Below are 24,634 nucleotides of genomic sequence, written 5' to 3' on the forward strand. Positions count from 1 at the left end.
GCGTCACCACCGGCAGGGCTGCCTTGCTCAAAGATCGCGCAAGCTGTCCACCATCCCGCCCGCACCGACAGCCAGCAGCTTCAGCGTGTTGGTACCGCCGACGTGGCCCACGCGGTCGCCGTAGGTGATGACCACGCTGTCGCCCTCGTCCAGTTTGCCCTGCGCGAACAGCAGGCTCACCGCGGCGCGGGTGGAGGCGGCCATGCTCTGGTTCTCGCCGTGGCTGAATTCCACCGGCCGCACGTCGCGCAGCACCTGCATGCGCCGGCGCGAGGCGGCGAATGGCGACAGGCCGTAGATCGGCACCGCGCTGCGGTAGCGCGACAGCCACTGCGCGGTGGCGCCGGATTCGGTGAGCGACACGATCGCGCGCACGCCGAGCTGGCCGGCCAGCACCATCGCGGCCAGCGCGATCGCCTGGTCGGCACGGTTGAGCCGGTGGCCGGCGTTGGCCAGGTCCTCCTTGGGCTCGAACTGGCGTTCGGCGCCGAGGCAGATGCGCGCCATCGCGGCCACCGCCTTGTCGGGATGCGCACCCGCGGCGGTTTCCTCCGACAGCATCACCGCGTCGGTGCCGTCGATCACCGCGTTCGCCACGTCCAGCACTTCGGCGCGGGTGGGTATCGGCGAGCGCACCATCGATTGCAGCATCTGGGTGGCGGTGATCACCGCGCGGTTGCGCTGCACGGTCTCGCGGATGATCTTCTTCTGCAGGCCCGGCAGCTCGGCGTCGCCGATCTCCACCCCGAGGTCGCCGCGCGCCACCATCACCACGTCGGAGGCGTCGATGATCTCGCCCAGCACGGGGATCGCGTCGGCGCGCTCGATCTTGGACACCAGCGCGGCGTTGCCGCCGGCTTCGTGCAGCAGGCGACGCGCCTGGTGCATGTCCTCGGCCGAGCGCACGAAGGACACGGCGAGGAAGTCGGCGCCGATCTCGGCGGCGAGCTTGATGTCGGCCTTGTCCTTGTCCGACAACGCGGAAACGGACAGGCCGCCGCCCTGGCGGTTGAGGCCCTTGCGGTCGGACAGCTTGCCGCCCACCAGCACGGTGCAGCGGATCTCGGCACCGGCCACCTCGTTCACGGTAAGCGCCACCAGGCCGTCGTCCAGCAGCAGCACGTCGCCGGGCCGCACGTCGCGCGGCAGGTCGAAGTAGCTCACGCCCACGCGGGTGATGTCGCCGGGCGGCGCGTCGGCGCGGCAGTCCAGCACGAAGGGCTGGCCGACCTCGAGCTGGATCGGGCCGTTCGCGAACTTCTCCACGCGGATCTTCGGGCCCTGCAGGTCGGCCAGCACGCCCACCTCGCGGCCGGCGGCGGCGGCGGCGGCCTTCACCGCGGCGGCGCGGGCGCGATGGTCGTCCGGCTGGCCATGCGAAAGGTTGAGGCGAACGACATCGACGCCGTTGGCGATGATGCTCTCGAGCATGCCCGGCGCGTCGGTGGCGGGGCCGAGGGTGGCGACGATCTTGGTGCGGCGGAGCGGCGTGTTGGTCATGCGGTGGGCCTGATGGGTATGGACGTCTGAATCCGGTCAACTGTCGTGGAGGCTAACAGATGCCGCACGCCATGCCAGCCTGCATTCGTATGTAAGAGCCTGCTCCAGGTCGCCGCATGGCCCGCGTTGGCTTCCGTGGCCGCCATGCGGCGACCTTGAACGGGCCCTGGCGCCGCATGCAGGGCCTCAGTCCGTCAACGCGAGGTTGAGCACCTCGGCCAGCCGGCGTCCGGCGATGCGCAGCTGGTTCTCGGCCACCGGCAGCTCGGCGTCGACGTAGGCCTGGCCGACCTTGTGGCCGTCCGGATAGAAGCCGGGCGCGGCGGTGATGCGGCAGGATTCCTCCGCCCACTGCGCGTAGGGATCGTCCAGCGGCGCGATCGGCGGCGGCAGCGTCACCGGGCCTTCCGCATCGAGCTTCTGCGCATAGGCCTGCCAGGCCAGGCCACGCGTCTTCAGCATGCCCGAGTCCCAGACCTTGTGCAGGTTGCTGCCCCTGCCCTCGAACTGCACCTGGTACCTGTTGCCGCCGAGGTCGTCGCGGTAGCCGTCGTGCAGTGGCTGGTGCTCGTCGCCGACGAAATGCACCACGAACTTCAGCGCCTCGAGGCGTGCCGCGTCCGGCTGCGACTTGTCGCCGAGGATCGCCACGTAATGCGCCAGCCCGGCCACCACGCACTCGCCATCGCGGCAATCGCGCGGCGGCACGTAGTCGCAGGCCGGGCCACCGCGGAAATTGATGTAGTGCAGCTTGCGCGTCTGCTGCCACAGAGTGGCCTGCGCGGGGTCGTCCTGGATCTGGTCGGGCCAGCTGGCGATGTCGGCCAGCTGCGTGGTGTGGTCCGCCGCCAGCAGGCGTTCCACCTCGGCCTCGGCAGCGGGACTCAGGTGACGCTGCGCCAGCGCGGCGACGATGCTGTGGCCCAGCGGACCCCAGGCCTGGGCGGCGGGAACGGCGACGATCATGGCCAGCGCGACGGCCAGCAGGCAACGGTGCAACTTCATGGCGGGGGCATCACGACTAGGGACAGTCGATGAGTGTGCCACAGCAGGCCGGAGTGTCATCCACGCCGGACACGCCCTGCCAGCCACCAGCCCAGCAGCAGCGCCGGCAGCAGCCACACGAGATCGGCATTGCCGAGGCCGACGCCGGCCAGCGCAGGGCCGGGGCAATAGCCGCCCAATCCCCAGCCGATGCCGAACAGCGCCGCGCCCGCCAGCAGACGCACATCGATGCGACGATTGGCGGGCAGATGGAAACGCTCGTCCAGCCACGGCCGCGCGTGCCTCGTCACCAGGCGCTGGCCGATGGCATAGACCAGCACCGCGCCAACCATCACCAGCAGCAGGCTGGGATCCCACGCGCCGGCGACGTCGAGGAAGCCCAGCACCTTGTGCGGATCGGCCATGCCCGACCACGCCAGGCCCGCGCCGAACAGCAGGCCCGCCAGATACGCCAGCCAGGATTTCATGCCAGCCACCCCGGCAGCAGATGCCGCCACGCGTACACGCATAGCATCGCGGTCAGCATGAAGGTGAGTACCGCCGCCAGCGAGCGCGGCGAGAAACGGCCCAGTCCGCACACGCCGTGGCCGCTGGTGCAGCCCGAACCGATGCGCGTACCCACGCCCACCAGCAGGCCGGCCAGCGCGAGCTGCCATGGCGATGCATGGCTGGCCAGCGCCGTGCTGTCCTGCCCCAGCATCCACAGCGCCGCGCCCGAAGGCAGGCCGAGCACGAAAGCCAGCCGCCACGCGATGTCACCGCGGCGCGGCGGCAACAGCGCGGCGGCGATGCCGCTGACGCCGGCGATGCGGCCCAGCGCGGCGAGCAGCAGCAGTGCAGCCACACCGATCAGGACGCCGCCGCCCAGCGCGCTCCATGGCGTGAATGCGGCGCCCATCAGGGCACCTCCAGTGCGACCACATCCAGCGGCAATTTCAGGAAGCGCCGCCCCTCGCCATCCGCCGGCGGCAGCCCGCCGGCACGGATGTTGACCTGCAGCGCTGGCCAGAACAGCCGCGGCATTGCCAGCGTGGCGTCGCGGCGTTCGCGCAGCGCCACGAAATCCGCTTCGCCGGTCGCAGCGGCAAGATGCGCGTTGTGCTCGCGCTGCTCGGGCAGGGGGACCATGCTGCGCGGCATGGCGCCGGCCGCGGGATAGTCGTGGCACAGGTACAACCGCGTGTCATCCGGCAACGCATACAGGCGGCGTACCGAGGCGTGCAGCACCGCCGCGCTGCCGCCGGGAAAGTCGCAGCGCGCGCTGCCCGCGGCCGGCGAGAACAGCGTGTCGCCGATGAACACCGCGTCGCCCACCCGGTAGCTCACGCCGTCGGCGGTATGGCCGGGCGTGGCCAGCACTTCCAGCGCCAGCCCGCCCAGCGGCAGCACGTCGCCGTCGCGCAGCAGGCGGTCGAACGCCGAGCCGTCGGCCACGAACGCGTCGCCCAGGTCCAGCCGCTGCTTGAACACGGCCTGCACCTCGACGATGCCGGCGCCCGCCGCCACCGTGGCGCCGGTCTGCGCACGCAGCCAGGCGGCAGCGGTGAGGTGATCGGCATGCGCGTGGGTTTCCAGGATCCACTTGAGATCCAGCCCCTGCGTGCGGAGATGATCGAGCACGGCGCGTGCCGCCGCCGTGCCGAGCCGGCCGCTGGCCGGGTCGAAATCCAGCACCGGATCGATCACCGCCGCCGCGCCGGTCGCAGGATCGCTGGCCACGTGCGTCCAGGTGGAAGTGGCGGCATGGAAGAAGGAAGCGACGTCGGCAGGCATGGCGCTGCACCCACGGGAACAAGTGCATCGCATAATATTAGGTTATGCTAATTTAGCAAGATCTGTCAGAATGCCGCCATGAAGACCGCCGCCGATCCCGCCCGCATGCGCGCCCATGCCAGCGAAGCCAGCGACCTGCTGAAGGCGCTGGCGAACGAGCAGCGCCTGCTGATCCTGTGCCACCTGGCCGAGGGCGAGCTGGCGGTGGGCGAGCTGCTGGAACGGCTGGAGCTGGGCCAGTCGGCGCTGTCGCAGCATCTGGCGAAGCTGCGCGAGGCCGCGCTGGTGCAGACCCGGCGCGAGGCGCAGGCGGTGTATTACCGCCTCGCCGCGGGTCCGGTGCAGGCGCTGATGGCCACCCTGCACTACATCTATTGCGGCAAACCGGCGCACAACCGGCGCTGAGCGGGCAGCATCGCTGGTTTCCCGCTAAAATCGCGGCTTCCGGCCGCTGCACCGCGGCCACCTTCCCCGTCGAATTGGAGGACGCTGTCCCATGACCATCAAGGTCGGCATCAACGGCTTCGGCCGCATCGGTCGCAACGTGCTGCGCGCTGCGGTGCAGAACTTCGGCAAGGACATCCAGATCGTGGCGATCAACGATCTGCTGGAGCCGGATTACCTCGCCTACATGCTGCGCTACGACTCGGTGCACGGCCGCTTCAAGGGCGAAGTGTCGATCGAGGACGGCCAGCTGGTGGTCAATGGCAGCAGGATCCGCCTCACCCAGGAGCGCGATCCGGCCAGCCTGAAGTGGAACGAGGTGGACGCCGACGTGGTGATCGAATCCACCGGCCTGTTCCTCACCAAGGAAACGGCGCAGAAGCATCTCGACGCCGGCGCGAAGAAGGTGATCCTGTCCGCGCCGTCCAAGGACGACACGCCGATGTTCGTCTACGGCGTCAACGACAAGAGCTACAAGGGCGAGGCGATCATCTCCAACGCCAGCTGCACCACCAACTGCCTGGCGCCGGTGGCCAAGGTGCTCAACGACAAGTGGGGCATCAAGCGCGGCCTGATGACCACCGTGCACGCCGCCACCGCCACCCAGAAGACCGTGGACGGCCCGTCGAACAAGGACTGGCGCGGCGGCCGCGGTATCCTGGAGAACATCATCCCCTCCTCCACCGGCGCGGCGAAGGCGGTGGGCGTGGTGATCCCCGAACTCAACAAGAAGCTCACCGGCATGAGCTTCCGCGTGCCCACCTCGGACGTGTCCGTCGTCGACCTCACCTGCGAGCTGGAGAAGCCCGCCAGCTACGCCGAAATCTGCGCGGAGATGAAGGCGCAGTCGCAGGGCGCGCTGAAGGGCGTGCTGGGCTACACCGAGGACAAGGTGGTCGCCACCGACTTCCGCGGCGAGACCTGCACCTCGGTGTTCGACGCCGACGCCGGCATCGCGCTGGACTCCACCTTCGTGAAGCTGGTGAGCTGGTACGACAACGAGTGGGGCTACTCCAACAAGTGCCTGGAAATGGTGCGCGTGGTGGCGTAATCCTTGCGATCATCCCTGATCGCGAGAGTCAAATGGGCGGCCATCCATGGCCGCACTCCTGAAACGCCTTGCGATCACCCTTGATCGCTTGCATCAAACGGAAAAGCCCGCGCGAGCGGGCTTTTTTTGTCTCTGCCATCCCCCTAGCGCTTCAGCAGCCGCAGCTTGTCCGGCACGCCGTCCCACTGGCCGGCATCCTCCATCGCGGGAATCTTGCTGGTCAGCACCGGCCACTCGCGCGCCAGCTCGGCGTTGAGCGCGAGGAAACCCTCCTGCCCCGCCGGCACGTCGAGCTCGGGGAAAATCGCGCCCACCGGGCACTCCTCCACGCACAGCGTGCAGTCGATGCATTCGTCGGGATCGATCACCAGGAAATTCGGCCCTTCGTGGAAACAGTCCACCGGGCACACCTCGACGCAGTCGGTGTGCTTGCAGTTGATGCAGTTCTCGGTGACGACATGGGCCATGGGGTACCGCTCGAATCGGACGTTTCGCGCCCGCACAGCATCGCCCGTCGCCGCTGCGGCAGCCATGACCTGGATCAGTGCGCCCGCGGCCAGCGGACAGATTGCCGCAGCCGCCTGATCGCGGTCATCGCGACGCGTGCGCACGCCCGCGAAAATGCGCGCACCGAAACCGGGGACGCGCATGCCCACCACCGAGTACTACAACGACAAGGTCGTCCGCCAGTTCCTGCTGGCCGCCGCGGTCTGGGGCATCATCGGCATGTCGGTGGGCGTGTACATCGCCGCCGAGCTGATGTGGCCCGCGCTCAACTTCGACCTGCCCTGGATCACCTTCAGCCGGCTGCGCCCCGACCACACCTTCGGCGTGATCTTCGCCTTCGGCGGCTCGGCACTGATGGGCACCTGCTACTACGTGGTGCAGCGTACCGGCCATGCACGGCTGGCGTTCGACCGGCTGGCCGGCTTCACGTTCTGGGGCTGGCAGGTCGTCTGCGTGTCGGCAATGGTGTCGATGCCGCTGGGCCTCACCACCAGCAAGGAATACGCCGAGCCGGAATGGTGGGTCGCGCTGTTCACCGCGGTGGTGTGGGTGAGCTTCGGCGTGGTGTTCTTCGGCTCGCTGGCGCGCCGGCGCATCAAGCACATCTACGTGGCGAACTGGTACTACGGCGCCTTCATCATCGCCGTGGGCCTGCTGCACATCGTCAACCACCTGTCGCTGCCGGTGTCCTGGACCAAGTCCTATCCGATCTACTCCGGCGTGGTCGACGCGATGGTGGAGTGGTGGTACGGCCACAACGCGGTGGCGTTCTTCCTCACCGCCGGCTTCCTCGGGATGATGTACTACTTCGTGCCGCGCCAGGCGCAGCAGCCGCTGTGGAGCTACCGCTTCTCGATCGTCAATTTCTGGGCGCTGATCTCGGTCTACATGTGGGCCGGCTCGCACCACCTGATGTACACCGCCCTCCCCGACTGGGTGCAGTCGGTGGGCATGGCGTTCTCGCTGGTGCTGCTGATGCCGAGCTGGGGCTCGGCGGCGAACGGCCTGCTCACCTTCAACGGCTCCTGGCACAAGGTGAAGAGCGACCCGGCGGTGAAGTTCATGGTGATGTCGCTGGTGTTCTACGCCGCCGCCACCTTCGAAGGTTCGATGATGGCGATCAAGACGGTGAACTCGCTGTCGCACTACACCGACTGGACGATCGCCCACGTGCACTCCGGCTCGCTGGGCTGGGTGGCGATGATCACCATCGGCTCGCTGTACGCGATGGCGCCGCGCGCGCTGGGCCGTCCCGCGATGCATTCGGTGCGCGGCATGAACCTGCATTTCTGGCTGCACATGGCCGGCACCCTGCTGTACGTCGGCGCGATGTGGACCGCCGGCGTCACCGAGGGCGAGATGTGGCGAGCCACCCTGCCCGACGGCTCGCTGAAGTACGGTTTCCTGGACAGCCTGATCGCGATCAAGCCGATGTACCTGATCCGCTGGTTCGGTGGCGTGCTGATCCTCTCGGGCATGTGGGTGATGGCGTGGAACCTGTGGCACACCGCCGCCGATGCCCGCGCCCGCCTCATCAAGCCCATCCCCGTGCCGATCCCGGAGCCGGAGCCTCACCAGATCCCAGCGCCCTTGCCGGTGGTGGGTTGAGGAGATCGTCATGGCCTACAGGCATTTCGAAGCGATCGAGAAGCACGCCGGCCTGCTCGGCATCGGCATCGCGATCATGGTCTCGCTGGGTGGGCTCGCCGAGATCACCCCGCTGTTCATGCAGGCGCATACGGTGAAGGCGCCGCCGGGCGTGAAGCCCTACGATCCGCTGCGCCTGGCCGGCAGGGACGTCTACGTGCGCGAGGGCTGCTACCTCTGCCACTCGCAGATGATCCGCGCGCTGCGCTTCGAGACCCAGCGCTACGGCCACTACTCCACTGCGGAGGAGTCGGTCTACGACCGGCCGTTCCAGTGGGGCTCCAAGCGCACCGGGCCCGACCTCGCCCGGGTGGGCGGCAAGTATTCCGACGACTGGCAGCGCATGCACCTGATGGACCCGCGCAGCGTGGTGCCGCAATCCAACATGCCCGGCTTCCCATGGCTGGCGAAGGCCGGCATCGACGGTGCCGACATCCAGGCGCGCATGCGGGTGCTGCGCAGGCTGGGCGATCCATACAGCGACGCCGACATCGCCGCCGCGCCCGAGGCCGTCAAGGGCAAGACCGAGATGGACGCGCTGATCGCCTATCTGCAGGGCCTGGGCATAGCCAACGAGCCGACGACGCCGGGCACTGCGCCGGCCAGCGACGGAGGTGCGCCATGAGTCCGTTCTGGGGCCATCTGGCCGGCGTGCTGATCGTGCTGATGATGGTGAGCTTCATCGGCATCTGGATCTGGGCCTGGCGCAAGTACCACAAACCGGTGTTCGACCGGATGGCGCAACTGCCGATGCAGGACGAAGACATGCCCGTCGGCGGCGCAGCGCAGGAGAAGGCGCGATGAGCACCGGCTGGTCGTTGTGGGTGATGTTCCTGGTGGTGCTGAACCTCGGCATCACCTTCTTCCTGTACCTGTGGGGACCGCGCGCGAAGATCCCCACCCAGCCCGACGGCACCAGCGGCCACGTATGGGCGCACGGCGTGCTGCGCGAGGGCGTGCGCCGGCTGCCGACCTGGTGGGTCGTGTTCTCCGGCGCGATGTTCGGCGCCGCCTTCGTCTACCTCCTGCTGTATCCGGGCTTCGGCAACCACAAGGGCACGCTGGGCTGGACTTCGCACGGCCAGTTGGCCCGCGAGCAGGCCGCCAACGAGGCGAAGCTGGAGCCGCTGATGCAGCGCTTCATGCTGTACACGCCCGAGCAGTTGGCCGGCGATCCCGAGGCACGACAGCTCGGCAAGGTGCTGTTCGAAGACAACTGCGCGGCCTGCCACCAGCGCAGCGGCAAGGGCAACCAGCAGCTGGGCGCACCCGACCTCACCGACCAGGACTGGCTGTACGGCGGCAGCGGCAAGGACATCACCACCTCGATCCACGACGGCCGCAACGGCGTGATGCCGCCCTGGGCCAGCCTGGGCGAGGGCACCGTGAACAACCTCGTGCAGTACGTGCTCAGCCTGTCCGGCCGGCCGCACGACGCGAAGATGGCAGCAGCCGCCGAACCGATCTTCAAAGGCACCTGCGCGGCCTGCCACGGCCCCGACGGCAAGGGCAACCAGGCACTGGGTGCGCCCAACCTCACCGACCAGATCTGGCTGCACGGCGGCAGCGTGGCCGACATCCACAAGACCATCCACGACGGTCGCCAGGGCCACATGCCGGACTGGGACAAGCGCCTCGGCGACCAGCAGATCCACGTGCTGGCGGCCTATGTCTACCAACTGTCGCACCCTGATGCCGGCGCCACGGACTGAACCAACGCGGATCGGGGCCGGCACGCGCTGGTACCAGCAGCCGATCCTGTGGCTGGGTGTTGCGGTGTTCATCGCCTCGATGGCCGGCTGCGTGTGGATCATCGTGGCCGGCGCGCGCAGCGCCGACATACCGCTGGAAACCTCGCACACCGTGTTCGGCGTGCCAGCCAGCGCGCACAGCAGCCAGCGCGCCGACACGCCATGAACGCGCATGCCGCCTGGGGCCACCCGCTGCTGCTCGCCCAGGTGCTGCGGCCACGCCACGATGGCCGCAGCGAAGCGGCGTTGCGCGTGGATGCGCTGGGCGAACCGCGCCGCGCACTCGCGCTGGAACAGGCGATCCGCGCCCTGCCCGGGGTGCAGCGGGTTGCCATCCTCCCCGCCGCCCGCCGCCTGCGCGTGGTGTGGGACCCGCGCCGGCTCTCGCTGGATGCCCTGGTGGAGCGCTGCGCCGCGATGCAGTGCCCGGCCCGGCCGCTGCCCCACGACGACGCCGACGACGCGCGCGCCGCCGAGCTGCACGACGCGCTGAAGCGCCTGCTCGTCGCCGGCATGTGCATGATGCAGGTGATGGCCTACGCCCTGGTGATCTACCTCGGCGCGGTCGACTTCGTGGACTTCACCACCCGCGGCCTGTTCCGCTGGCTGGGTCTCGTCACCACGATCCCGCTGGTGGCCTATTCCGCGCAGCCGTTCTTCGCCGGTGCCATCCACGAGCTGCGCGAACACCGGCTGGGCATCCATCTGCCGGTGGCGCTGGCGGTGGCGCTGGTGTTCCTCGCCAGCGCGTACGACACGCTGCGCGGCAGCGGCGAGATCTATTTCGACTCGGTGAGCATGTTCGTGTTCCTGCTGCTGGCCGCGCGCTACGTGGAACTGCGCGCGCGCCACCAGGGCAATGCGCAGGGCGACGCCGCGATCGACGCCGCCCCGCTGCTGGCGCAACGCCGGCACGACGACGGCACGCTGGAGACCGTGCCCGCGCTGGCCCTGCGCGCCGGCGACCGCGTCCACGTCGCCGAAGGCGACACGGTGCCCGCCGACGGTGTGCTGGAATCGGCCTCGGCGCGGCTGGACGAGGCTCTGCTCACCGGCGAGTCGCATCCCGTACTGCGCCGCCACGGTGACGCGCTGGTGGCCGGCAGCGTGCTGCTGGACGGCCCGGTGACGCTGCGCGTGGAGCGCAGCGGCGAGGCCACCGCTGTGGCGCGCATCGGCGCGCTGGCTATCCGTGCGCGCCAGGCGCGCAGCTTCGCGACAGACAGCGATCGCGACATCGCCCGCTTCGTGGCGCGTGTGCTGCTGCTCACTGCACTTACTGCACTCGGCTGGCTGCTGGTCGATCCCGCGCGCGCCTTCGACGCCGCGCTCGCGGTGCTGGTGGTGGCCTGCCCTTGCGCCTTCGCGCTCACCGCGCCGGCCGCGTTCACCCGCGCGCTGACCGCGCTGGCGCGCCACGGCGTGCTGGTCACCGACGGCACCGCACTGACCCGGCTCGCGCGCGTCGATACCGCGCTGTTCGACAAGACCGGCACGCTGGGCGTGCCGCGGCTGGACTTCGCCGGGATCGAACCGCTGCGCGGCGATGCGCGCGAGGAGGCGCTCGCGCTGGCCGCCGCCGTCGCCCGCGAAAGCTCGCACCCGCTGGCCCGCGCCCTCGCCGACGCCGCCAGCCCGCTTGGCCCCGCGCGGCAGGCCGAACGGGTCGAGGCCGTGGCCGGCGCCGGCCTGCGCGGCACGCTGGCCGGACGCGAGCTGCGCCTGGGTCGCGCCGACTTCGCGCTGGGCCATGCGCTGGCCTCCGAACGCCAGCGCGACGCCCTGCTGCTGGCCGATGCGGATGGCGCCATCGCCGCCTTCCGCCTCGCCGAGCGCCCACGCCACGACGCGCAGGCCACCCTTGATGCGCTGCGCGCCGCTGGCGTCGCGCCTTGCATCGCCAGCGGCGACGCGCCCGGGCGCGTGGCCGCCCTGGCCAGTACGCTCGGCATCGCCGACTGGCGCGCGCGCCAGAGCCCGGACGACAAGCTGGCCCGACTGCGCGAGCTGCGCGCCCAGGGCCACGTCGTGCTCGCGGTGGGCGATGGCAGCAACGACGCGCCGATCCTCGCCGGCGCCGACGTTTCCGCCGCGCTGGCCAGCGGCACCGGCCTGGCCCAGGCGCAGGCCGATCTGCTGCTGATGGACGACCGCCTCGACGGCCTCGCCCGCGCCCGCGCCATCGCCGGCGAAGTGCAGCGCATCGTGGCGCAAGGCCGGCGCTGGTCGCTGGTCTACAATCTGTGTGCGGTACCGTTCGCCGCGTTCGGTTTCGTACCGCCGTGGCTGGCCGGCATCGGCATGTCGCTCAGCTCGCTGGGGGTGGTGCTGAATGCCTTGCGCGCCGGCCGCGCACCGCGACAGGAGCTGCGCGCATGAACATCCTGCTGGTACTGATCCCCGTCACCGCGCTGGTGGTGATCGCGGGCGTGGCGCTGTTCTTCTGGGCGGTGAACCACCAGCAGTTCGACGACCTCGACACACCCGGCATCCTGCCGCTGCTGGACGAACCCGCGTCCGACGCAACGCCGGCACCGGCCGAAGACACGACAGGCAAGCCATGAGTACGCTCGACGAAACCCGCATCGCCGCCCTGGTCGACCGCTTCTACGACAAGGTGCGCGCCGACCCCGCGATCGGCCCGATCTTCAACGCGGTCGTGCACGACTGGGACGAGCACAAGCTCCTGCTCACCTCGTTCTGGTGCTCGGTGGCGTTGCGCGCCGCCAGCTACCGCGGCAATCCGATGGCGGTACACCGCGGCCAGCCGGCGATCCGCACCGAGCATTTCGTGCGCTGGCTGGAGCTGTGGCGCGAGACCACGCTGGAAGTGCTGGATGCGGACGATGCCGTGCAGATGCTCGACTACGCCGAACGCATCGGCCGCAGCCTGCGCATGGGGATGGGCCTGCCCGACCGGCTGGACGCGCGGCCGCTCGGCATTCCGGTGGTGGGCATCCGCTCCTGAGTCGCGCCTTCTGCAGCACCTGACACGAAGAAGCCCGCCGGTTGTCCGACGGGCTTCTTCGTGTGCGGCAGGTTGCGCGGCGGGCCGCTCAGCCCAATGCCTTCAGCGCCGCGTCGTAGTCCGGTTCGTGGGTGATCTCGTCCACCAGCTCGGCGTGGATCACCTTGTCGTGCGTGTCCAGCACCACCACCGCGCGGGCGGCCAGGCCGGCCAGCGGGCCATCGGCGATCGCCACGCCGTAGTCGCGGAGGAACTCGCGTCCGCGCATCAACGACAGCATCTGCACGTGCTGGATGCCCTCGGCGCCGCAGAAGCGGCCCTGCGCGAACGGCAGGTCGGCCGAGATGCACAGCACCACGGTATTGTCGAGCTTGGCCGCCAGCTCGTTGAAGCGGCGCACGGAGGCGGCGCACACGCCAGTGTCCACGCTGGGGAAGATGTTCAGCACCTTGCGCTTGCCGGCATGGTTGGCCAGCGTGGCCTCGGACAGGTCGCCACCGACCAGGCTGAACGCCGGCGCCTGGCTGCCGGGCGCCGGGAAGCTGCCGTCGACGCGTACCGGCTGACCCTTGAAATGGACTGTGGACATGGCGCACCTCGCGATGGGGGAAAAAGGGCCTACAAGTAGAACATGGTCTTGGCCAGAAAGACGATGGCCGCCATCAGCGCCAGCACGATGCGATGCGTGTGGCGGAAGCGGCAAGCGCTCATGCGCCCGCGCGCACCGGCCCACACCGCGTTGACGAACACCCCCAGTACGCCGAACGCCAGGATCACCTTGGCCAGCAGGAACCAGCCGAAGCGCGTATCGCCGATGCAGCGGATGCCGTTGCAGCGCAGGTCGAACAGCAGGCCGCCGCTGAGGAACAGCAACAGCACCACGAACGGCATGTAGCGGCGCACCCGCGCCATCACCGCGGTCTCGATCTGCTGCATGGCGGCGAAGTCGAAGCGCTCGTGCAGCGCCTCCAGCGCGAACACCTCGAACGCCGCCGCGCCCACGAAGACGATGGCGCAGGCCAGGTGCACCAGCACGATCCACGGGTAGTACGGCGCGATCAGGTCCTGCATGGCGCCCTCCTCAGAGCCTGCTCAATGTCTTCGCATGGCTTGCGCCGGGAGCTGTTTGCGCGCAGGCCAAGGAAGAACGAAGGAGTGGACGTCCGTCCACGACTGAGTGATGACGCCGGCATGCGCGCAAACAGACCCGGCCCTTCGGGTTGCCTTGCCGTGGCCGCCATGCGGCAGCGCACGGCTTGACCCACCAGCCAAGCGGGCGCTGCGCGGCGTACTTCCATCCAGTAGCCACGGCAAGGCAACGCGAGCTATGCGGAGACATTGAGCAGGCTCTCAGCCCGGCTTGCCGTCCGCGCGCGGCGTGAGGTAGATCCACGCCGAACGCAGCACCCACGGCAGGAACGCCAGCAGCCAGCCCACGCCGGCGATCACCAGCCACAGGTAGCGGTCGCCGCCCAGCTCGGCGCGGATACGCACGAACGCCACCAGCTGCAGCAGCACGAAGCACAGCCACGGCACCGGATGCATCTGCAGCGGCCGGCCGGAATGGCCGTGGGTGACGCGGGTCACCATCGCCACCAGCATCGAGCCGAAGAAGCCGATCGCCAGCGCGTGCAACGGCGCCAGCCCCAGCACGTGCTCGCCGCCGAAGGCGAGCGCGAGGTCCTGCACCGAAAACAGCACGAAGGCCACCGGCAGCCATGCGAACGCGATGTGCAGCACGGCGAGCAGGCCCGGCCGCAGGCAGCGCCACGGCTTCCACATCAGCGCATGCAGGGCGAACACCATGGCCAGCGGCAGGTCGCACAGCCACAGCCACTGCGGCAGGCCGGCCCAGTCCAGCAGCACATGCGCCAGCAGCAGCGCCCACGCCGCCGGCAGGCTCCATGCCGGCCGCCACATGGCGTAGCCGGCCACCAGGTTCTTGCTGAAGAACGGCAGCATGCGATGACAGACGGTGAAGTACACCGGCAGCAGGAAGCCGAACGTGCCCAGCTTCACCGCCAGCCAGCCCAGCGCCACCGGCAAGCCCGGATCGAACAGCCAGGTGATGAAAGCCGCCAACCCCAGCGTGCCCACGCCGAACGCCGCAAGACACGACCAGCCGTGCTTGTTGCGCTCGGCCGCCTTCGCCAGCACGCCGGCCAGCGTGCCCACGCCCACCAGGTAACCCGCCAGCATCACCACCAGGCCGAGCTTGAGCAGCGCCGGCATGCCGAGCAGTCCCAGCGTGCCCAGCACGTAACCGCCCAGCACGCCGCCGGCCACCGGCAGGTAGCGCCGCGGTGGCACCGACGGCCCGTCCATCCAGCGCGGGAAGGTGGTCATCAGGAAGCCGAACATGAAGAGCGGGAACAGCCCGTACTGGATCAGCACGGCATGCCCCCACACCGGTGGCACCGTGGGCTGCGGCCAGCGCGCCCAGCCGAAGCGCAGCGAGGCCAGCTCCAGCGTCCACCAGGTCATGGTCAGCAGCACGGCCACCGTACCGGCAAGGAACAGCGGCCTATGCGGCGCCGCGGCCAGCAGGGCGGCGGGATCGTTGGCGACGGCGGGGGAAGTCGGTGCGTCCATGGGCAGGTGACGTGTTGATCGTCCCCATGTTGGCAGTCCGGCCGCACAGCGGCCCTGACCTGGATCAGGCCTGGCCCGGCGCTACTCCGGCAGCAGGCTGGCGCCGAGCTCGCGCAGCGCATCCACGCGCAGCAGCACCAGGTCGCGGCCTTCCAGCGCGATCAGGTCCTGGCTGCGGAAGCGCCCCAGCACCCGGCTCACCGTCTCGGCGGCCAGCCGCAGGTAGTTCGCGATGTCGCCGCGCGACATGCTGAGATGGAAGCGCGTGGCCGAGAAGCCGCGTGCCGCGTAGCGGTTGGAAAGGTCGACCAGGAAGGCGGCCATGCGCTCGTCCGCGCTGTGGTCGCCGGCCAGCAGCGACACTGCACCCAGCTCCTTGCTGATCAGCCGGAACAGGTGCTGCTGCACCGCCGGCTGGCGCGCCGCCAGCGCGCTCATCGCGGGGAACGAGAAGCGGCAGAACTGGGTGTCCTCCAGCGCCACCGCATCGCAGGGGAAATGCTCGGGATAGATCGCGTTGAGCCCCACCACCTCGCCCGGCAGGTAGAAGCCCAGCACCTGCTCGTTGCCGTCGCGGTCGAACAGCCGCGTCTTCACCGAGCCGGTGCGCACCGCGTAGATCGCGCGGAACGGATCGCCGGTGCGGAACACGTGCTCGCCCGCGCGGAACGGCCCCACGTGCTCGACCAGGCAATGCAGTTCGAGCAATTCCGGCTTGCCGTAGCCCACCGCGCTGCAGGCCGCGGCAAAGGCACAGCTGGAGCAGAACCGCGTGGCGTCGCCATCGTCGGTGATCGGCCGGGCGACCGGATGCAAACGTCCTGTCGGATAGCTGGGTGGCATGGCGTCTCGCACCGTGGTGCACGGCATATGGCGGATGTCCGCATGATACCAAGCGACCCGGCGGCCGCGGGTTTCTGCGACGACACGCCGCCGGCCGGACAGGCCGGATCGGCCGCCCTACTTCTCCACGAATGCCCGCTCGATCACGTAATCGCCCGGCTCGCGGGTACGCGGCGAGGCCTGGAAGCCGCGGCCGTCGAGCAAAGCGCAGAGGTCGTCCAGCATCGCCGGGCTGCCGCACAGCATCACGCGGTCGGTCGACGGATCGAGCGGAGGCAGGCCGGTGACCTGGCTCATCATGCCGTCGGCGATGGCATCGGTGATGCGGCCGCGGTTCCTGAACGGCTCGCGCGTCACCGTGGGGTAGTAGATCAGCTTCCCGCGCACCAGCTCGCCCAGGTATTCGTGCTGCGGCAGTTCGTGTTCGAGGTAGTGCGCGTAGGCCAGGTCGTCCACATGGCGCACGCCATGGGCCAGCACGATCCTGTCGTAGCGCTCGTAGGTGTCGGGGTCGCGGATGATGCTCATGAACGGCGCCAGCCCCGTGCCGGTGCCGAGCAGGTAGAGGTGCCTGCCGGGCTTCAGGTCGGTGAGCACCAGGGTGCCGGTGGGCTTGCGCGTCACCATCAGCGGATCACCGGGCTTCAGGTGCTGCAGGCGCGAGGTGAGCGGACCGTTCGGCACCTTGATCGAGAAGAACTCCAGGTGTTCCTCCCAGCTTGCGCTGGCGATGGAGTAGGCGCGCATCAGCGGACGACCTTCGGTTTCCAGCCCGATCATCACGAACTGCCCGCTGTCGAAGCGGAAGCCCGGGTCGCGCGTGGTGCGGAAGGAGAACAGCGTGTCGTTCCAGTGCTGCACGTCGATCACGTGCTCGGTCGCGAAAGCCACCATGGGTATCGTCGTCTCGGATTGCCGGTCGGGAAAACGCGCCGCGTCATTGCGGCAACGGGACTCGCGTGGGATGGCTTGGGCCGGGGAACCTGGCGAGTGGCCGCGTACGAACACGGCATTGCACCATTTTACGCGATCCGCGCCAGCGCCGCCCGCCGCTTTCTCCGGCATCATTCGTCAACCTTGAACAAGGAAAGGCCGATGGAACCGAATGCCGACCCGCACGCGCACGTGCAACCCGTACGCGAACACCACGTCCACCAGCGCCATTTCGATCGCCTGGTGATGCTCGCCGACGGCGTGTTCGCCATCGCGCTGACCCTGTCGGCGGTGGAGCTGCGGCCGGAGGCGAAGCCGGGCCAGACCATGCTGCAGGTCTGGGGCGTACCGCTGCTGGTCTATTTCCTCAGCTTTTACCTCATCGCCGGCGTGTGGTACCAGCATCGCCGAGCCATGGCGCAATTGCGCCGCATCGACACGCCGCTGACCGTGTTCACCATGCTGCTGCTCAGCCTGGTGGCGCTGGTGCCGGTGCTGATCCGCAACATGATCGTCAACGGCACCCTGCAGGAAGTACACGGAGTCCCGCTGAGGATGGGGCTCCACGCGATGGTGGCTGGCAGCAAGCTGCCCGACCTCCTGCCGGCAAGCAACGCAGCCCCGGCGTTCAAGACGGTGCTGGAGTTTTCGACGAACGGACTCCTGCCTTACCTGCTCATCATGCTGTTGATCCAGCTCTGCCTGGCTGCGGCCTGGGGCTATGCGGCCTTCATCGCCAGACTGGCGCCCGACCTGTTGCCCGCCCGCGCCAAGGCGTGGTTGCTGCACGACCTGTTCCTCAGCATGATCTGGGCCACGCTCGCGGCGTGGGTTCTGCCCGCGCTCTGGCTGGCCGCGGCCTTGCTTGTGGTGGTCGTGGCCCTGCGCATCGCCGAGCGGCACATGCGGCGTGCGGCGAAAGCGGCCGAAGGCTGATTTCCACCACGCCTTGCCGATACGGGACAATGGCGGCCTGATGACTGCACCTGCCCCCAAACCCGACGCCGGAGACTGGCGCCTGTCCGTTGCGCCCATGATGGACTGGACGGACCGGCACTGCCGCTTCTTCCACCGCCTGCTCTCCCCGCACGCGCGGCTGTACACCGAGATGGTGACCAGCGCGGCGCTGGTGCGCGGCAGGCAGTTGCGCCTGCTCGAACACAGCCACGAGGAACACCCGGTGGCGCTGCAGCTGGGCGGCAGCGAACCGGCCGAGCTGGCCGCGGCGGCGCGGCTGGGCGCGGCGGCCGGCTACGACGAGATCAACCTCAACGTGGGCTGCCCCTCCGACCGCGTGCAATCCGGCCGCTTCGGCGCCTGCCTGATGTACGAACCCGCGCTGGTGGCCGACTGCGTGAAGGCGATGCGCGACGAGGTGGGTGTGCCGGTGACGGTGAAATGCCGCATCGGCGTGGACGAGCAGGACGACTACGCCGACCTGCAGCACTTCACCGAAATGATGCTGGAGGCCGGCGTCGAAGTGCTGGTGGTGCATGCGCGCAAGGCCTGGCTGCAGGGCCTGTCGCCGAAGGAAAACCGCGAGATCCCGCCGCTGGACTACCCGCGCGTGCACCGCCTGAAGCGCGAATTCCCGCAACTGGTGGTCGCCATCAACGGCGGCATCACCACGCTGGAACAGGTGCAGGCGCAACTGGCCGAGCTGGATGGCGTGATGCTGGGCCGCGCCGCCTACCACGACCCGTACCTGCTGGCCCGGCTCGAACATGTGCTGTATGGCACGCCGCTGCCCGGCCGCGAGGACGTGCTGTTGCGCCTGCGCCCCTACGTCGAGGCCGAGCTCAAGCGCGGCACCGCGCTCAAGCACATCACCCGGCACCTGCTGGGCCTGTACCAGGGCGAGCCGGGCGCGCGCGGCTTCCGCCGCGTGCTCAGCGAAGGCGCGCACCTGCCTGGTGCGGGCTGGGGGCTGATCGAGCAGGCACTGGCGCCCTTGACGGCGGCGGCGTGACAGCGGCCGCCCGTCCGGTCACTATTCAGCCCTGCTCGCCCAAACTGAACGGCCAGAGACAGATCGTGGTCGAAGCATTCCGATGAAGCTCTACCGAATCCTCCCGTTGCTCGCGCCCCTGGTGCTGGCGCTGGGCGCGAGCCCGGCGGCGGCGCAGACCAGGCCGACTGACCTCAGCCTCGGCGACGCCGTGACCCGGGCGCGGCAGGAAACCAATGGCCAGGTGCTGTCGGCCGAATCGCGGCACTTTGATCGCCGTACCGAGTACCGCATCAAGGTACTCACGCCGCAGGGCCACGTGCGGGTGATGACGATACGTGCCACCGGCAACGACAATACGCGGCCACCTTCCCCGTCACCCAGAAACCCGCCAGGCCGGCGCGCCGGCGGCAAGGAGAGACACTGATGCGAATCCTCTTGGTGGAAGACGAGGCCCCGCTGCGCGAGACGCTGGCGGCGCGACTGAAGCGCGACGGCTTCGCCGTCGACGCGGCGCAGGACGGCGAAGAGGCGCTCTACCTCGGCCGCGAGGTGCCGTTCGACCTCGCCATCATCGACCTGGGCCTGCCCAAGATGTCCGGCATGGACCTGATCAAGGCGCTGCGCGAGCACGGCCAGCGCTATCCGGTGCTGATCCTCACCGCGCGCGGCGGCTGGCAGGACAAGGTCGAAGGCCTGAAACAGGGTGCCGACGACTACCTGGTCAAGCCGTTCCACGTCGAGGAACTGCTGGCCCGCATCAACGCGCTGGTGCGCCGCGCCAGCGGCTGGTCCAAGCCGGTGCTGGCCTGCGGCCCGATCAAGCTGGACACCACCGCGCAGACGGTGACGGTGGAAGACAAGATCGTCGACCTCACCAGCTACGAGTACAAGGTGCTGGAGTACCTGATGCTGCACGCCGGCGAGCTGGTCTCCAAGGCCGACCTCACCGAGCACATCTACCAGCAGGACTTCGACCGCGACTCCAACGTGCTGGAAGTCTTCATCGGCCGCCTGCGCCGCAAGCTGGATCCGGAAGGCGCCCTCAAGCCCATCGAGACCGTGCGTGGACGTGGATACCGCTTTGCCATCCCCCGCACCGACGGCGACGACGAGTGACCCCGTGGCGCGCCGCCCGCTGTCGCTGGCGGCGCGCTCGGCCATCACCACCGGCTTCGTGCTGGCCGCCTTCCTCGGCCTGGTCGGCGTGGTCATGTCCATGGCCAGGAAGACGACCGCGCTGAACAACCTGCAGGACCAGCTGCGCGACGCCGCCATCACCGACATCATCACCCACACCGACGTCAACCGCGACGGCCGCCTGTTGCCGCCCGACTCGCCGCCGCAGAAGTTCTCCCAGCCCGGCTCCGGCCTGTACGCGGTGATCCTGGGGCCGGCCGGCTACCACTGGGAATCCACCTCGGCAGTCGGCCACGATTTCCGCTTCCTGAAACCGTTGCCGGTGGGTTCGGACCAGTTCGCCGGCCCGGTCGACACCCGCATGGGCCGGCTCTACTACTACGCCAGAGGCGTAACCTTCGACTCCCTGGACGGCAGAAAATCGACGCCCGCCACCATCATGGTGGCGCAGGCCGAGCAGCAGCTCGAAGGCGAGAACGCGGTGTACCGGCGCACGCTGGCGCTGTGGCTGTCGGTGCTGGGCATGATGCTGATCGTGCTGCAGCTGCTGCTGCTGCGCTGGAGCCTCACCCCGCTGCGCAAGGTGGCCAGCGACATGAGCCGAGTCGAGCGCGGCGACAGCGACCACCTGGACAGCCAGTACCCGCTGGAGCTGACCGGCCTCACCGAGCGCATCAACGCCTTCATCAACAGCGAGCGCGAGCAGCGCACGCGCTACCGCCACACCCTCGCCGACCTCGCGCACAGCCTGAAGACGCCGCTGGCGGTGATCCGTTCGCAGATGGAGTCCGCCAGCGACGAGCCCACGCGGCGCGGCGTGCTCGACCAGGTGCGCCGCATGGACGAACTGGTCGCCTACCAGCTGGCGCGTGCGGCCACCTCGGGCCGCCAGACCTTCGCCGCCGCGGTGCCGATCGCCAGCCATGCCGAGGACCTGGTGCAGGGCCTGGAAAAGGTCTACGCCGCGAAGAACGTGCTATGCGAGTTCGACATCGAGGACGGCGCTTCCTTCCACGGTGAACTGAACGACCTGCTCGAACTGATGGGCAACCTGCTGGAAAACGCGTTCAAGTGGACGCGCCACCACGTGCTGCTGGTGGTGCAGAAACAGCCCCAGTCCGGCCGTGCCCGCCCCGGCCTGCTGCTGAGCGTGGAGGATGACGGCCCTGGCATCGCCGCAGACAAGATCGAGAAGGTGCTGCAGCGCGGCGTACGCGGCGATGAACGCGTGCAGGGCCACGGCATCGGCCTGTCCATCGTGCAGGACATCGTGCGCGCCTACCGCGGCGAACTGGCGGTGGACCGTTCACCTGACCTGGGCGGCGCACGCTTCAGCGTGAAACTGCCGCCGGAATAAAACGGCTGCGGCGCCTCGAATGGGCGCCGCGCGACATGCGTCCTGCCGGACAGGTCTTACTGGATGGAACCCGGCAGCAACGACTGCCAGCCCAGGGTGGCCGGTCGCGCGCTGGTGGGTGCGGAGATGCGGCCGCCGTGTTCGCTGCCGCCGGCCGCGCCGTCACTGCGGCTGTCGGAGTCGCTGCCGTCCGCGTCGCTGCTGCGCCGCGACGAAGGGCAGTCGCGATTGAGCCCCATCACGTCGCCACCACTGCTGCTGCCGGCCTCGCGGGAACTGCTGTCGACTGCGCTGTGGCTGCTTGTGGTGATGTCATGGGCGGCCGTGTCGGTTGCCATGGCGCTGCCCATGCCGGCCAAACCGATCAGGCAACCGATCATCCAGTGTCTGGCACTCATGGCATGCAACCCCTTGATCCACAAGCGAGGCTGTCGATCCTCGCAGAAATGCACGCTGGATGCCAGTGCCACGGCCCAGGCAGTGCCTCGAAGCGCCGCACCCCGCTAGAATCCGCCGGATGCCCGTGATCTTCACCCTCTCCTGCAGCCGCTGCTCCATGGCGGCGCCCCGGCGGCACACGGCCAGTACGGCAAGCTTCCGGACGGCCCGCTGATGCAGCCGGCCGAACTGCTGGCCGAGCTGGCCACGGGCGCCCCGCGTTCCGGCGTCGAACTGGCCGCCAGGGCTGGCGTGACCCGTGCCGCGGTGTGGAAACAGATCGAGGCACTGCGCGCGCGCGGCGTGCCGATCGAGGCAGGCGGTATCAGCGGTTACCGCCTGCCATGGCCGCTGCAGTTGCTCGACGGGGCCGCCATCCGCGCCGCCCTGCCTGCCAACGTCGCCAAGCGGCTGGGTACGCTGGAGGTGCACTGGGAACTCGACTCCACCTCCAGCGAACTGCAGCGCCGCGGCACCGCGACGCCCGACCTCAGCATGGTGCTGGCCGAGACGCAGAGCGCCGGTCGTGGCCGGCGCGGTCGCCACTGGCTGTCCCCACCGGGGTTGAACCTGTATCTCTCCTGCCTGAAACGCTTCGACACCGGCTTCGCCGCGCTGTCGGGGCTGTCGCTGGCGATCGGCGTGATCGTGCTGCGCACGCTGGAATCGCTGGGCATCGCGGGCGCCTCCCTGAAATGGCCGAACGACGTGCTGGCTGCCGCATCGGGCCAGACACCCGGCAAGCTGGCCGGCATCCTGGTCGAGCTCAGCGGCGAATACCAGGGGCCGTGTGCCGCGGTGATCGGCATCGGCCTCAACCTGCGACTTACCGACGTGCTGCGCGAGCAGGCCGGCCAGCCTGCCTGCGATCTCGCCACGCTGGCCGGCGGCACGCCGCCGGACCGCAACCGTGTGGCTGCGGCGCTGATCACCGCGCTGGCCGAGGGCCTGCACCAATTCGAGCGCGAGGGCTTCGCCGCTTTCGCGGACGAGTACGCCTGCCACGACCTGCTGCGCGACCGCGCACTGCGGCTCAGCGGCGCCGGTGGTGAGCGCGACGGCATCGGCGCCGGCGTGGACAGCCGCGGCGCCCTGCTGCTGCGCCTGCCCAACGGCGAAATCCAGCGCATCGACAGCGCCGACGTCACGGTGCGCCGCGCATGAGGCTGCTACTGGATCTCGGCAACACCCGGCTGAAATGGGTGCTGCGCAACGGCGACGACCAACTCGCCAACGGCGCGGTGGGCTGGCATGAAGACGTGGCCGGCACACTGGCCGCCGCGTGGGCGGGGCCAGCTGCGCCGGAAGCCGTATTCGGCGCCTCGGTCGTCGACGCGTCACGCGAGGCGCTGGTTGCCACCTGCGTCAACCACGCGTTCGGGCACGGGCCGTATTGGTTGCGCACGCCTGCTGAAGCCTGTGGCGTGCGCAACGCCTACGCCGAGCCGCAACGGCTGGGCGTGGATCGTTTCCTCGCGATGGTCGCCGCCCGTGCCGACGGCCTTGCACCCTGCGTGCTGGCCGGCGTGGGCACCGCACTCACCCTGGATGCGCTGGCCGCCGACGGCCGCCATCTCGGCGGCCTGATCGCGCCGGGGCCGCGGCTGATGCAGCAGTCCCTGCTGGGCGCCACTGCGCAGGTGCGGCCCGCGCATGCGGGCACGATCGTCGAGGCGGCGGACAATACCGCCGACGCGGTGGCTTCCGGCTGCTGGCTGGCGGCGGCGGCGCTGATCGAACGCTTCGCGGCACGCATGGCACCCGCGCTCGGCGGTGCACCCGCGCTGCGCCTGGGTGGCGGCGACGCGGAAGCGCTGCTGCCCCTGCTCGCCGTGCCGGCACAACTCGCACACGACAGCGTGCTGCACGGACTGGCGGTGTGGGCCGCGGCACAATGAGCACCTGCGCGGCGCGGCATCCTGCCGGCCGCGGACGTGGATGACGGGGGATCGATGTTCCTGCGATTGCTGTTCGTGCTGCTGGTCATGCTCAACATCGTGGCCGCCGCCTGGCTGTTGCTCGGCCAGCCGTATGCGCACATTCCACCGGCCACCGATCCAGGCGTGCCGGAACTCCATCTGCTCTCCGAACTGCCCGCACACGCAACCACGGCGGCACCCGCGGACAGCATCGCCCCGCCCGCTCCCGCGTCCATGCCCGCCACGGCGGATGCACCTGCCGACTACCGTTGCCTCACGCTCGGCCCGTTCGCTACGCCGCACGACCTGCAGCAGGCCCGCAGCGCGCTGGCGGCACTGACCCAGCGCATGCGCTCGCGCCAGGAGCAGGTCGCCCAGTCGCGCAGCTGGTGGGTCTACCTGCCCGCGCCCACCAGCCGCGCGCAGGCGCTCGCGCTGACCCGCCAGCTCGCCGCACGCGGCATCAAGGACTACTTCGTGGTCAGCGGCGGCGACCAGCCCAACACGATCTCGCTTGGTCTGTTCAAGGACCAGGACAATGCGCGCAAGCGCCGCGCCGACGTGACCGCCGCCGGCTTCCCCGCCCGCATCACCGAGCGCACCGAAAGCGCGCCGCAATACTGGCTCGACCTGGTGGCCGACCGCAGCGGTTTCGACTGGCGCAGCCACGTCCACGCCGACGGCGTGGGTTCGCACAGCACGAGTTGCTTCTGAGAGCCTGCTAGAATCCCGCCCCACGCCGGCATAGCTCAGTTGGTAGAGCAACTGATTTGTAATCAGTAGGTCGCGGGTTCGATTCCTGCTGCCGGCACCACCTT

At 69.4% G+C, this 24,634-nt stretch carries 30 protein-coding genes and 1 tRNA gene; 19 read left to right on the forward strand and 12 right to left on the reverse strand.

Going from position 1 to position 24,634, the window contains the following annotated elements; genetic code table 11:
• Window positions 1-27 precede the first annotated feature (27 nt).
• From pyk to ABQJ54_RS06665, 5 genes are all read right to left on the reverse strand, one after another.
• Window positions 28-1,500, reverse strand: coding sequence for a pyruvate kinase (gene pyk, locus ABQJ54_RS06645; protein ID WP_367853463.1), 1,473 nt, complete (start codon window positions 1,498-1,500; stop codon window positions 28-30).
• Window positions 1,501-1,686: 186 nt separating this feature from the next.
• Window positions 1,687-2,505, reverse strand: a complete 819-nt coding sequence (locus tag ABQJ54_RS06650) for a S1/P1 nuclease (RefSeq protein ID WP_367853464.1) — start codon at window positions 2,503-2,505, stop codon at window positions 1,687-1,689.
• Between the two features lie 56 nt (window positions 2,506-2,561).
• A complete protein-coding gene (locus ABQJ54_RS06655) occupies window positions 2,562-2,972 on the reverse strand; it encodes a DUF6691 family protein (RefSeq protein ID WP_367853465.1) in 411 nt (136 codons plus the stop codon).
• Window positions 2,969-3,403 carry a YeeE/YedE family protein gene (locus ABQJ54_RS06660; protein ID WP_367853466.1) on the reverse strand — a complete coding sequence of 145 codons (435 nt, stop codon included), beginning with the start codon at window positions 3,401-3,403 and terminating at the stop codon, window positions 2,969-2,971. Before ABQJ54_RS06660 ends, ABQJ54_RS06655 begins: the two co-directional genes overlap by 4 nt.
• Entirely contained in the window at window positions 3,403-4,278 is an 876-nt protein-coding gene (locus tag ABQJ54_RS06665) for an MBL fold metallo-hydrolase (RefSeq protein WP_367853467.1), read from the reverse strand. The genes ABQJ54_RS06660 and ABQJ54_RS06665 overlap by 1 nt, the downstream gene beginning before the upstream one ends.
• Before the next feature lie 78 nt (window positions 4,279-4,356).
• Between ABQJ54_RS06665 and ABQJ54_RS06670 the strand changes: the two genes are divergently transcribed.
• Both ABQJ54_RS06670 and gap read left to right on the forward strand, forming a co-directional pair.
• A complete protein-coding gene (locus tag ABQJ54_RS06670) occupies window positions 4,357-4,683 on the forward strand; it encodes an ArsR/SmtB family transcription factor (RefSeq protein WP_367853468.1) in 327 nt (108 codons plus the stop codon).
• Between the two features lie 91 nt (window positions 4,684-4,774).
• Window positions 4,775-5,773 carry a type I glyceraldehyde-3-phosphate dehydrogenase gene (gap, locus tag ABQJ54_RS06675; RefSeq protein WP_367853469.1) on the forward strand — a complete coding sequence of 333 codons (999 nt, stop codon included), beginning with the start codon at window positions 4,775-4,777 and terminating at the stop codon, window positions 5,771-5,773.
• A 143-nt stretch (window positions 5,774-5,916) separates the two neighbouring features.
• Here gap and fdxA read toward each other — a convergent pair whose 3' ends face one another.
• The gene (gene fdxA, locus ABQJ54_RS06680; protein ID WP_367853470.1) at window positions 5,917-6,240 is read right to left on the reverse strand and encodes a ferredoxin FdxA; all 324 of its coding nucleotides are present in this window, start codon (window positions 6,238-6,240) and stop codon (window positions 5,917-5,919) included.
• Window positions 6,241-6,421: 181 nt separating this feature from the next.
• Between fdxA and ccoN the strand changes: the two genes are divergently transcribed.
• From ccoN to ABQJ54_RS06720, 8 genes are read left to right on the forward strand one after another with little or no spacing between them, the layout of a single operon-like run.
• The gene (gene ccoN / locus ABQJ54_RS06685; protein ID WP_367853471.1) at window positions 6,422-7,888 is read left to right on the forward strand and encodes a cytochrome-c oxidase, cbb3-type subunit I; all 1,467 of its coding nucleotides are present in this window, start codon (window positions 6,422-6,424) and stop codon (window positions 7,886-7,888) included.
• Between the two features lie 10 nt (window positions 7,889-7,898).
• Entirely contained in the window at window positions 7,899-8,552 is a 654-nt protein-coding gene (ccoO, locus tag ABQJ54_RS06690; protein ID WP_367853472.1) for a cytochrome-c oxidase, cbb3-type subunit II, read from the forward strand.
• Window positions 8,549-8,731 (forward strand): cbb3-type cytochrome oxidase subunit 3, encoded by a 183-nt coding sequence (locus ABQJ54_RS06695; protein WP_367853473.1) that lies wholly within the window; start codon window positions 8,549-8,551, stop codon window positions 8,729-8,731. The genes ccoO and ABQJ54_RS06695 overlap by 4 nt, the downstream gene beginning before the upstream one ends.
• Window positions 8,728-9,639, forward strand: coding sequence for a cytochrome-c oxidase, cbb3-type subunit III (ccoP, locus tag ABQJ54_RS06700; protein WP_367853474.1), 912 nt, complete (start codon window positions 8,728-8,730; stop codon window positions 9,637-9,639). Before ABQJ54_RS06695 ends, ccoP begins: the two co-directional genes overlap by 4 nt.
• Window positions 9,620-9,844, forward strand: a complete 225-nt coding sequence (locus ABQJ54_RS06705) for a hypothetical protein (RefSeq protein WP_367853475.1) — start codon at window positions 9,620-9,622, stop codon at window positions 9,842-9,844. The genes ccoP and ABQJ54_RS06705 overlap by 20 nt, the downstream gene beginning before the upstream one ends.
• Window positions 9,841-12,057 (forward strand): heavy metal translocating P-type ATPase, encoded by a 2,217-nt coding sequence (locus ABQJ54_RS06710; RefSeq protein ID WP_367853476.1) that lies wholly within the window; start codon window positions 9,841-9,843, stop codon window positions 12,055-12,057. Before ABQJ54_RS06705 ends, ABQJ54_RS06710 begins: the two co-directional genes overlap by 4 nt.
• Complete coding sequence (ccoS, locus tag ABQJ54_RS06715; protein WP_367853477.1) at window positions 12,054-12,242, forward strand: cbb3-type cytochrome oxidase assembly protein CcoS; 189 nt, start codon at window positions 12,054-12,056, stop codon at window positions 12,240-12,242. Before ABQJ54_RS06710 ends, ccoS begins: the two co-directional genes overlap by 4 nt.
• Window positions 12,239-12,646, forward strand: coding sequence for a group III truncated hemoglobin (locus tag ABQJ54_RS06720; protein WP_367853478.1), 408 nt, complete (start codon window positions 12,239-12,241; stop codon window positions 12,644-12,646). Before ccoS ends, ABQJ54_RS06720 begins: the two co-directional genes overlap by 4 nt.
• Before the next feature lie 88 nt (window positions 12,647-12,734).
• On the opposite strand, the gene tpx is transcribed toward ABQJ54_RS06720, so the two are convergent.
• The 5 genes from tpx to ABQJ54_RS06745 all read right to left on the reverse strand — a co-directional run bounded on the left by tpx (window position 12,735) and on the right by ABQJ54_RS06745 (window position 16,975).
• On the reverse strand, window positions 12,735-13,235 hold the full coding sequence (tpx, locus tag ABQJ54_RS06725; protein ID WP_367853479.1) for a thiol peroxidase: 501 nt from the start codon (window positions 13,233-13,235) through the stop codon (window positions 12,735-12,737).
• A gap of 29 nt (window positions 13,236-13,264) precedes the next feature.
• Window positions 13,265-13,717 (reverse strand): hypothetical protein, encoded by a 453-nt coding sequence (locus tag ABQJ54_RS06730; RefSeq protein ID WP_367853480.1) that lies wholly within the window; start codon window positions 13,715-13,717, stop codon window positions 13,265-13,267.
• Window positions 13,718-13,996: 279 nt separating this feature from the next.
• A complete protein-coding gene (locus tag ABQJ54_RS06735; protein WP_367853481.1) occupies window positions 13,997-15,238 on the reverse strand; it encodes an NnrS family protein in 1,242 nt (413 codons plus the stop codon).
• An 81-nt stretch (window positions 15,239-15,319) separates the two neighbouring features.
• On the reverse strand, window positions 15,320-16,081 hold the full coding sequence (locus ABQJ54_RS06740) for a cyclic nucleotide-binding domain-containing protein (protein ID WP_367853482.1): 762 nt from the start codon (window positions 16,079-16,081) through the stop codon (window positions 15,320-15,322).
• Window positions 16,082-16,198: 117 nt separating this feature from the next.
• Window positions 16,199-16,975 carry a ferredoxin--NADP reductase gene (locus tag ABQJ54_RS06745; RefSeq protein ID WP_367853483.1) on the reverse strand — a complete coding sequence of 259 codons (777 nt, stop codon included), beginning with the start codon at window positions 16,973-16,975 and terminating at the stop codon, window positions 16,199-16,201.
• Window positions 16,976-17,176: 201 nt separating this feature from the next.
• On the opposite strand from ABQJ54_RS06745, the gene ABQJ54_RS06750 reads away from it, so the two are divergent.
• The 5 genes from ABQJ54_RS06750 to ABQJ54_RS06770 all read left to right on the forward strand — a co-directional run bounded on the left by ABQJ54_RS06750 (window position 17,177) and on the right by ABQJ54_RS06770 (window position 21,459).
• Complete coding sequence (locus ABQJ54_RS06750; RefSeq protein ID WP_367853484.1) at window positions 17,177-17,950, forward strand: TMEM175 family protein; 774 nt, start codon at window positions 17,177-17,179, stop codon at window positions 17,948-17,950.
• 40 nt (window positions 17,951-17,990) lie between these two features.
• Window positions 17,991-18,983: a tRNA dihydrouridine(20/20a) synthase DusA gene (dusA, locus tag ABQJ54_RS06755; protein ID WP_367853485.1), complete on the forward strand. Its 993-nt coding sequence runs from the start codon at window positions 17,991-17,993 to the stop codon at window positions 18,981-18,983.
• An 82-nt stretch (window positions 18,984-19,065) separates the two neighbouring features.
• The gene (locus ABQJ54_RS06760; protein ID WP_367853486.1) at window positions 19,066-19,389 is read left to right on the forward strand and encodes a PepSY domain-containing protein; all 324 of its coding nucleotides are present in this window, start codon (window positions 19,066-19,068) and stop codon (window positions 19,387-19,389) included.
• Complete coding sequence (locus ABQJ54_RS06765) at window positions 19,389-20,081, forward strand: response regulator transcription factor (RefSeq protein WP_367845376.1); 693 nt, start codon at window positions 19,389-19,391, stop codon at window positions 20,079-20,081. Before ABQJ54_RS06760 ends, ABQJ54_RS06765 begins: the two co-directional genes overlap by 1 nt.
• Window positions 20,047-21,459 (forward strand): ATP-binding protein, encoded by a 1,413-nt coding sequence (locus ABQJ54_RS06770; RefSeq protein WP_367853578.1) that lies wholly within the window; start codon window positions 20,047-20,049, stop codon window positions 21,457-21,459. Before ABQJ54_RS06765 ends, ABQJ54_RS06770 begins: the two co-directional genes overlap by 35 nt.
• Window positions 21,460-21,515: 56 nt before the next feature.
• Here the strand turns inward: ABQJ54_RS06770 and ABQJ54_RS06775 are convergent, their stop codons facing one another.
• Window positions 21,516-21,857, reverse strand: a complete 342-nt coding sequence (locus ABQJ54_RS06775) for a hypothetical protein (protein WP_367853487.1) — start codon at window positions 21,855-21,857, stop codon at window positions 21,516-21,518.
• Between the two features lie 214 nt (window positions 21,858-22,071).
• Here ABQJ54_RS06775 and ABQJ54_RS06780 point away from each other — a divergent pair, with 214 nt between their 5' ends.
• The 4 genes from ABQJ54_RS06780 (at window position 22,072) to ABQJ54_RS06795 (ending at window position 24,630) form a co-directional block, all read left to right on the forward strand.
• A complete protein-coding gene (locus ABQJ54_RS06780; protein WP_367853488.1) occupies window positions 22,072-23,061 on the forward strand; it encodes a biotin--[acetyl-CoA-carboxylase] ligase in 990 nt (329 codons plus the stop codon).
• Complete coding sequence (locus ABQJ54_RS06785) at window positions 23,058-23,795, forward strand: type III pantothenate kinase (RefSeq protein WP_367853489.1); 738 nt, start codon at window positions 23,058-23,060, stop codon at window positions 23,793-23,795. The genes ABQJ54_RS06780 and ABQJ54_RS06785 overlap by 4 nt, the downstream gene beginning before the upstream one ends.
• 54 nt (window positions 23,796-23,849) lie before the next feature.
• Window positions 23,850-24,530, forward strand: a complete 681-nt coding sequence (locus ABQJ54_RS06790) for an SPOR domain-containing protein (protein WP_367853490.1) — start codon at window positions 23,850-23,852, stop codon at window positions 24,528-24,530.
• Between the two features lie 24 nt (window positions 24,531-24,554).
• Window positions 24,555-24,630, forward strand: a tRNA-Thr gene (locus tag ABQJ54_RS06795).
• Window positions 24,631-24,634: the final 4 nt, after the last annotated feature.

The organism is Rhodanobacter lycopersici (genome assembly GCF_040812335.1).
GTDB lineage: Bacteria > Pseudomonadota > Gammaproteobacteria > Xanthomonadales > Rhodanobacteraceae > Rhodanobacter_A > Rhodanobacter_A lycopersici.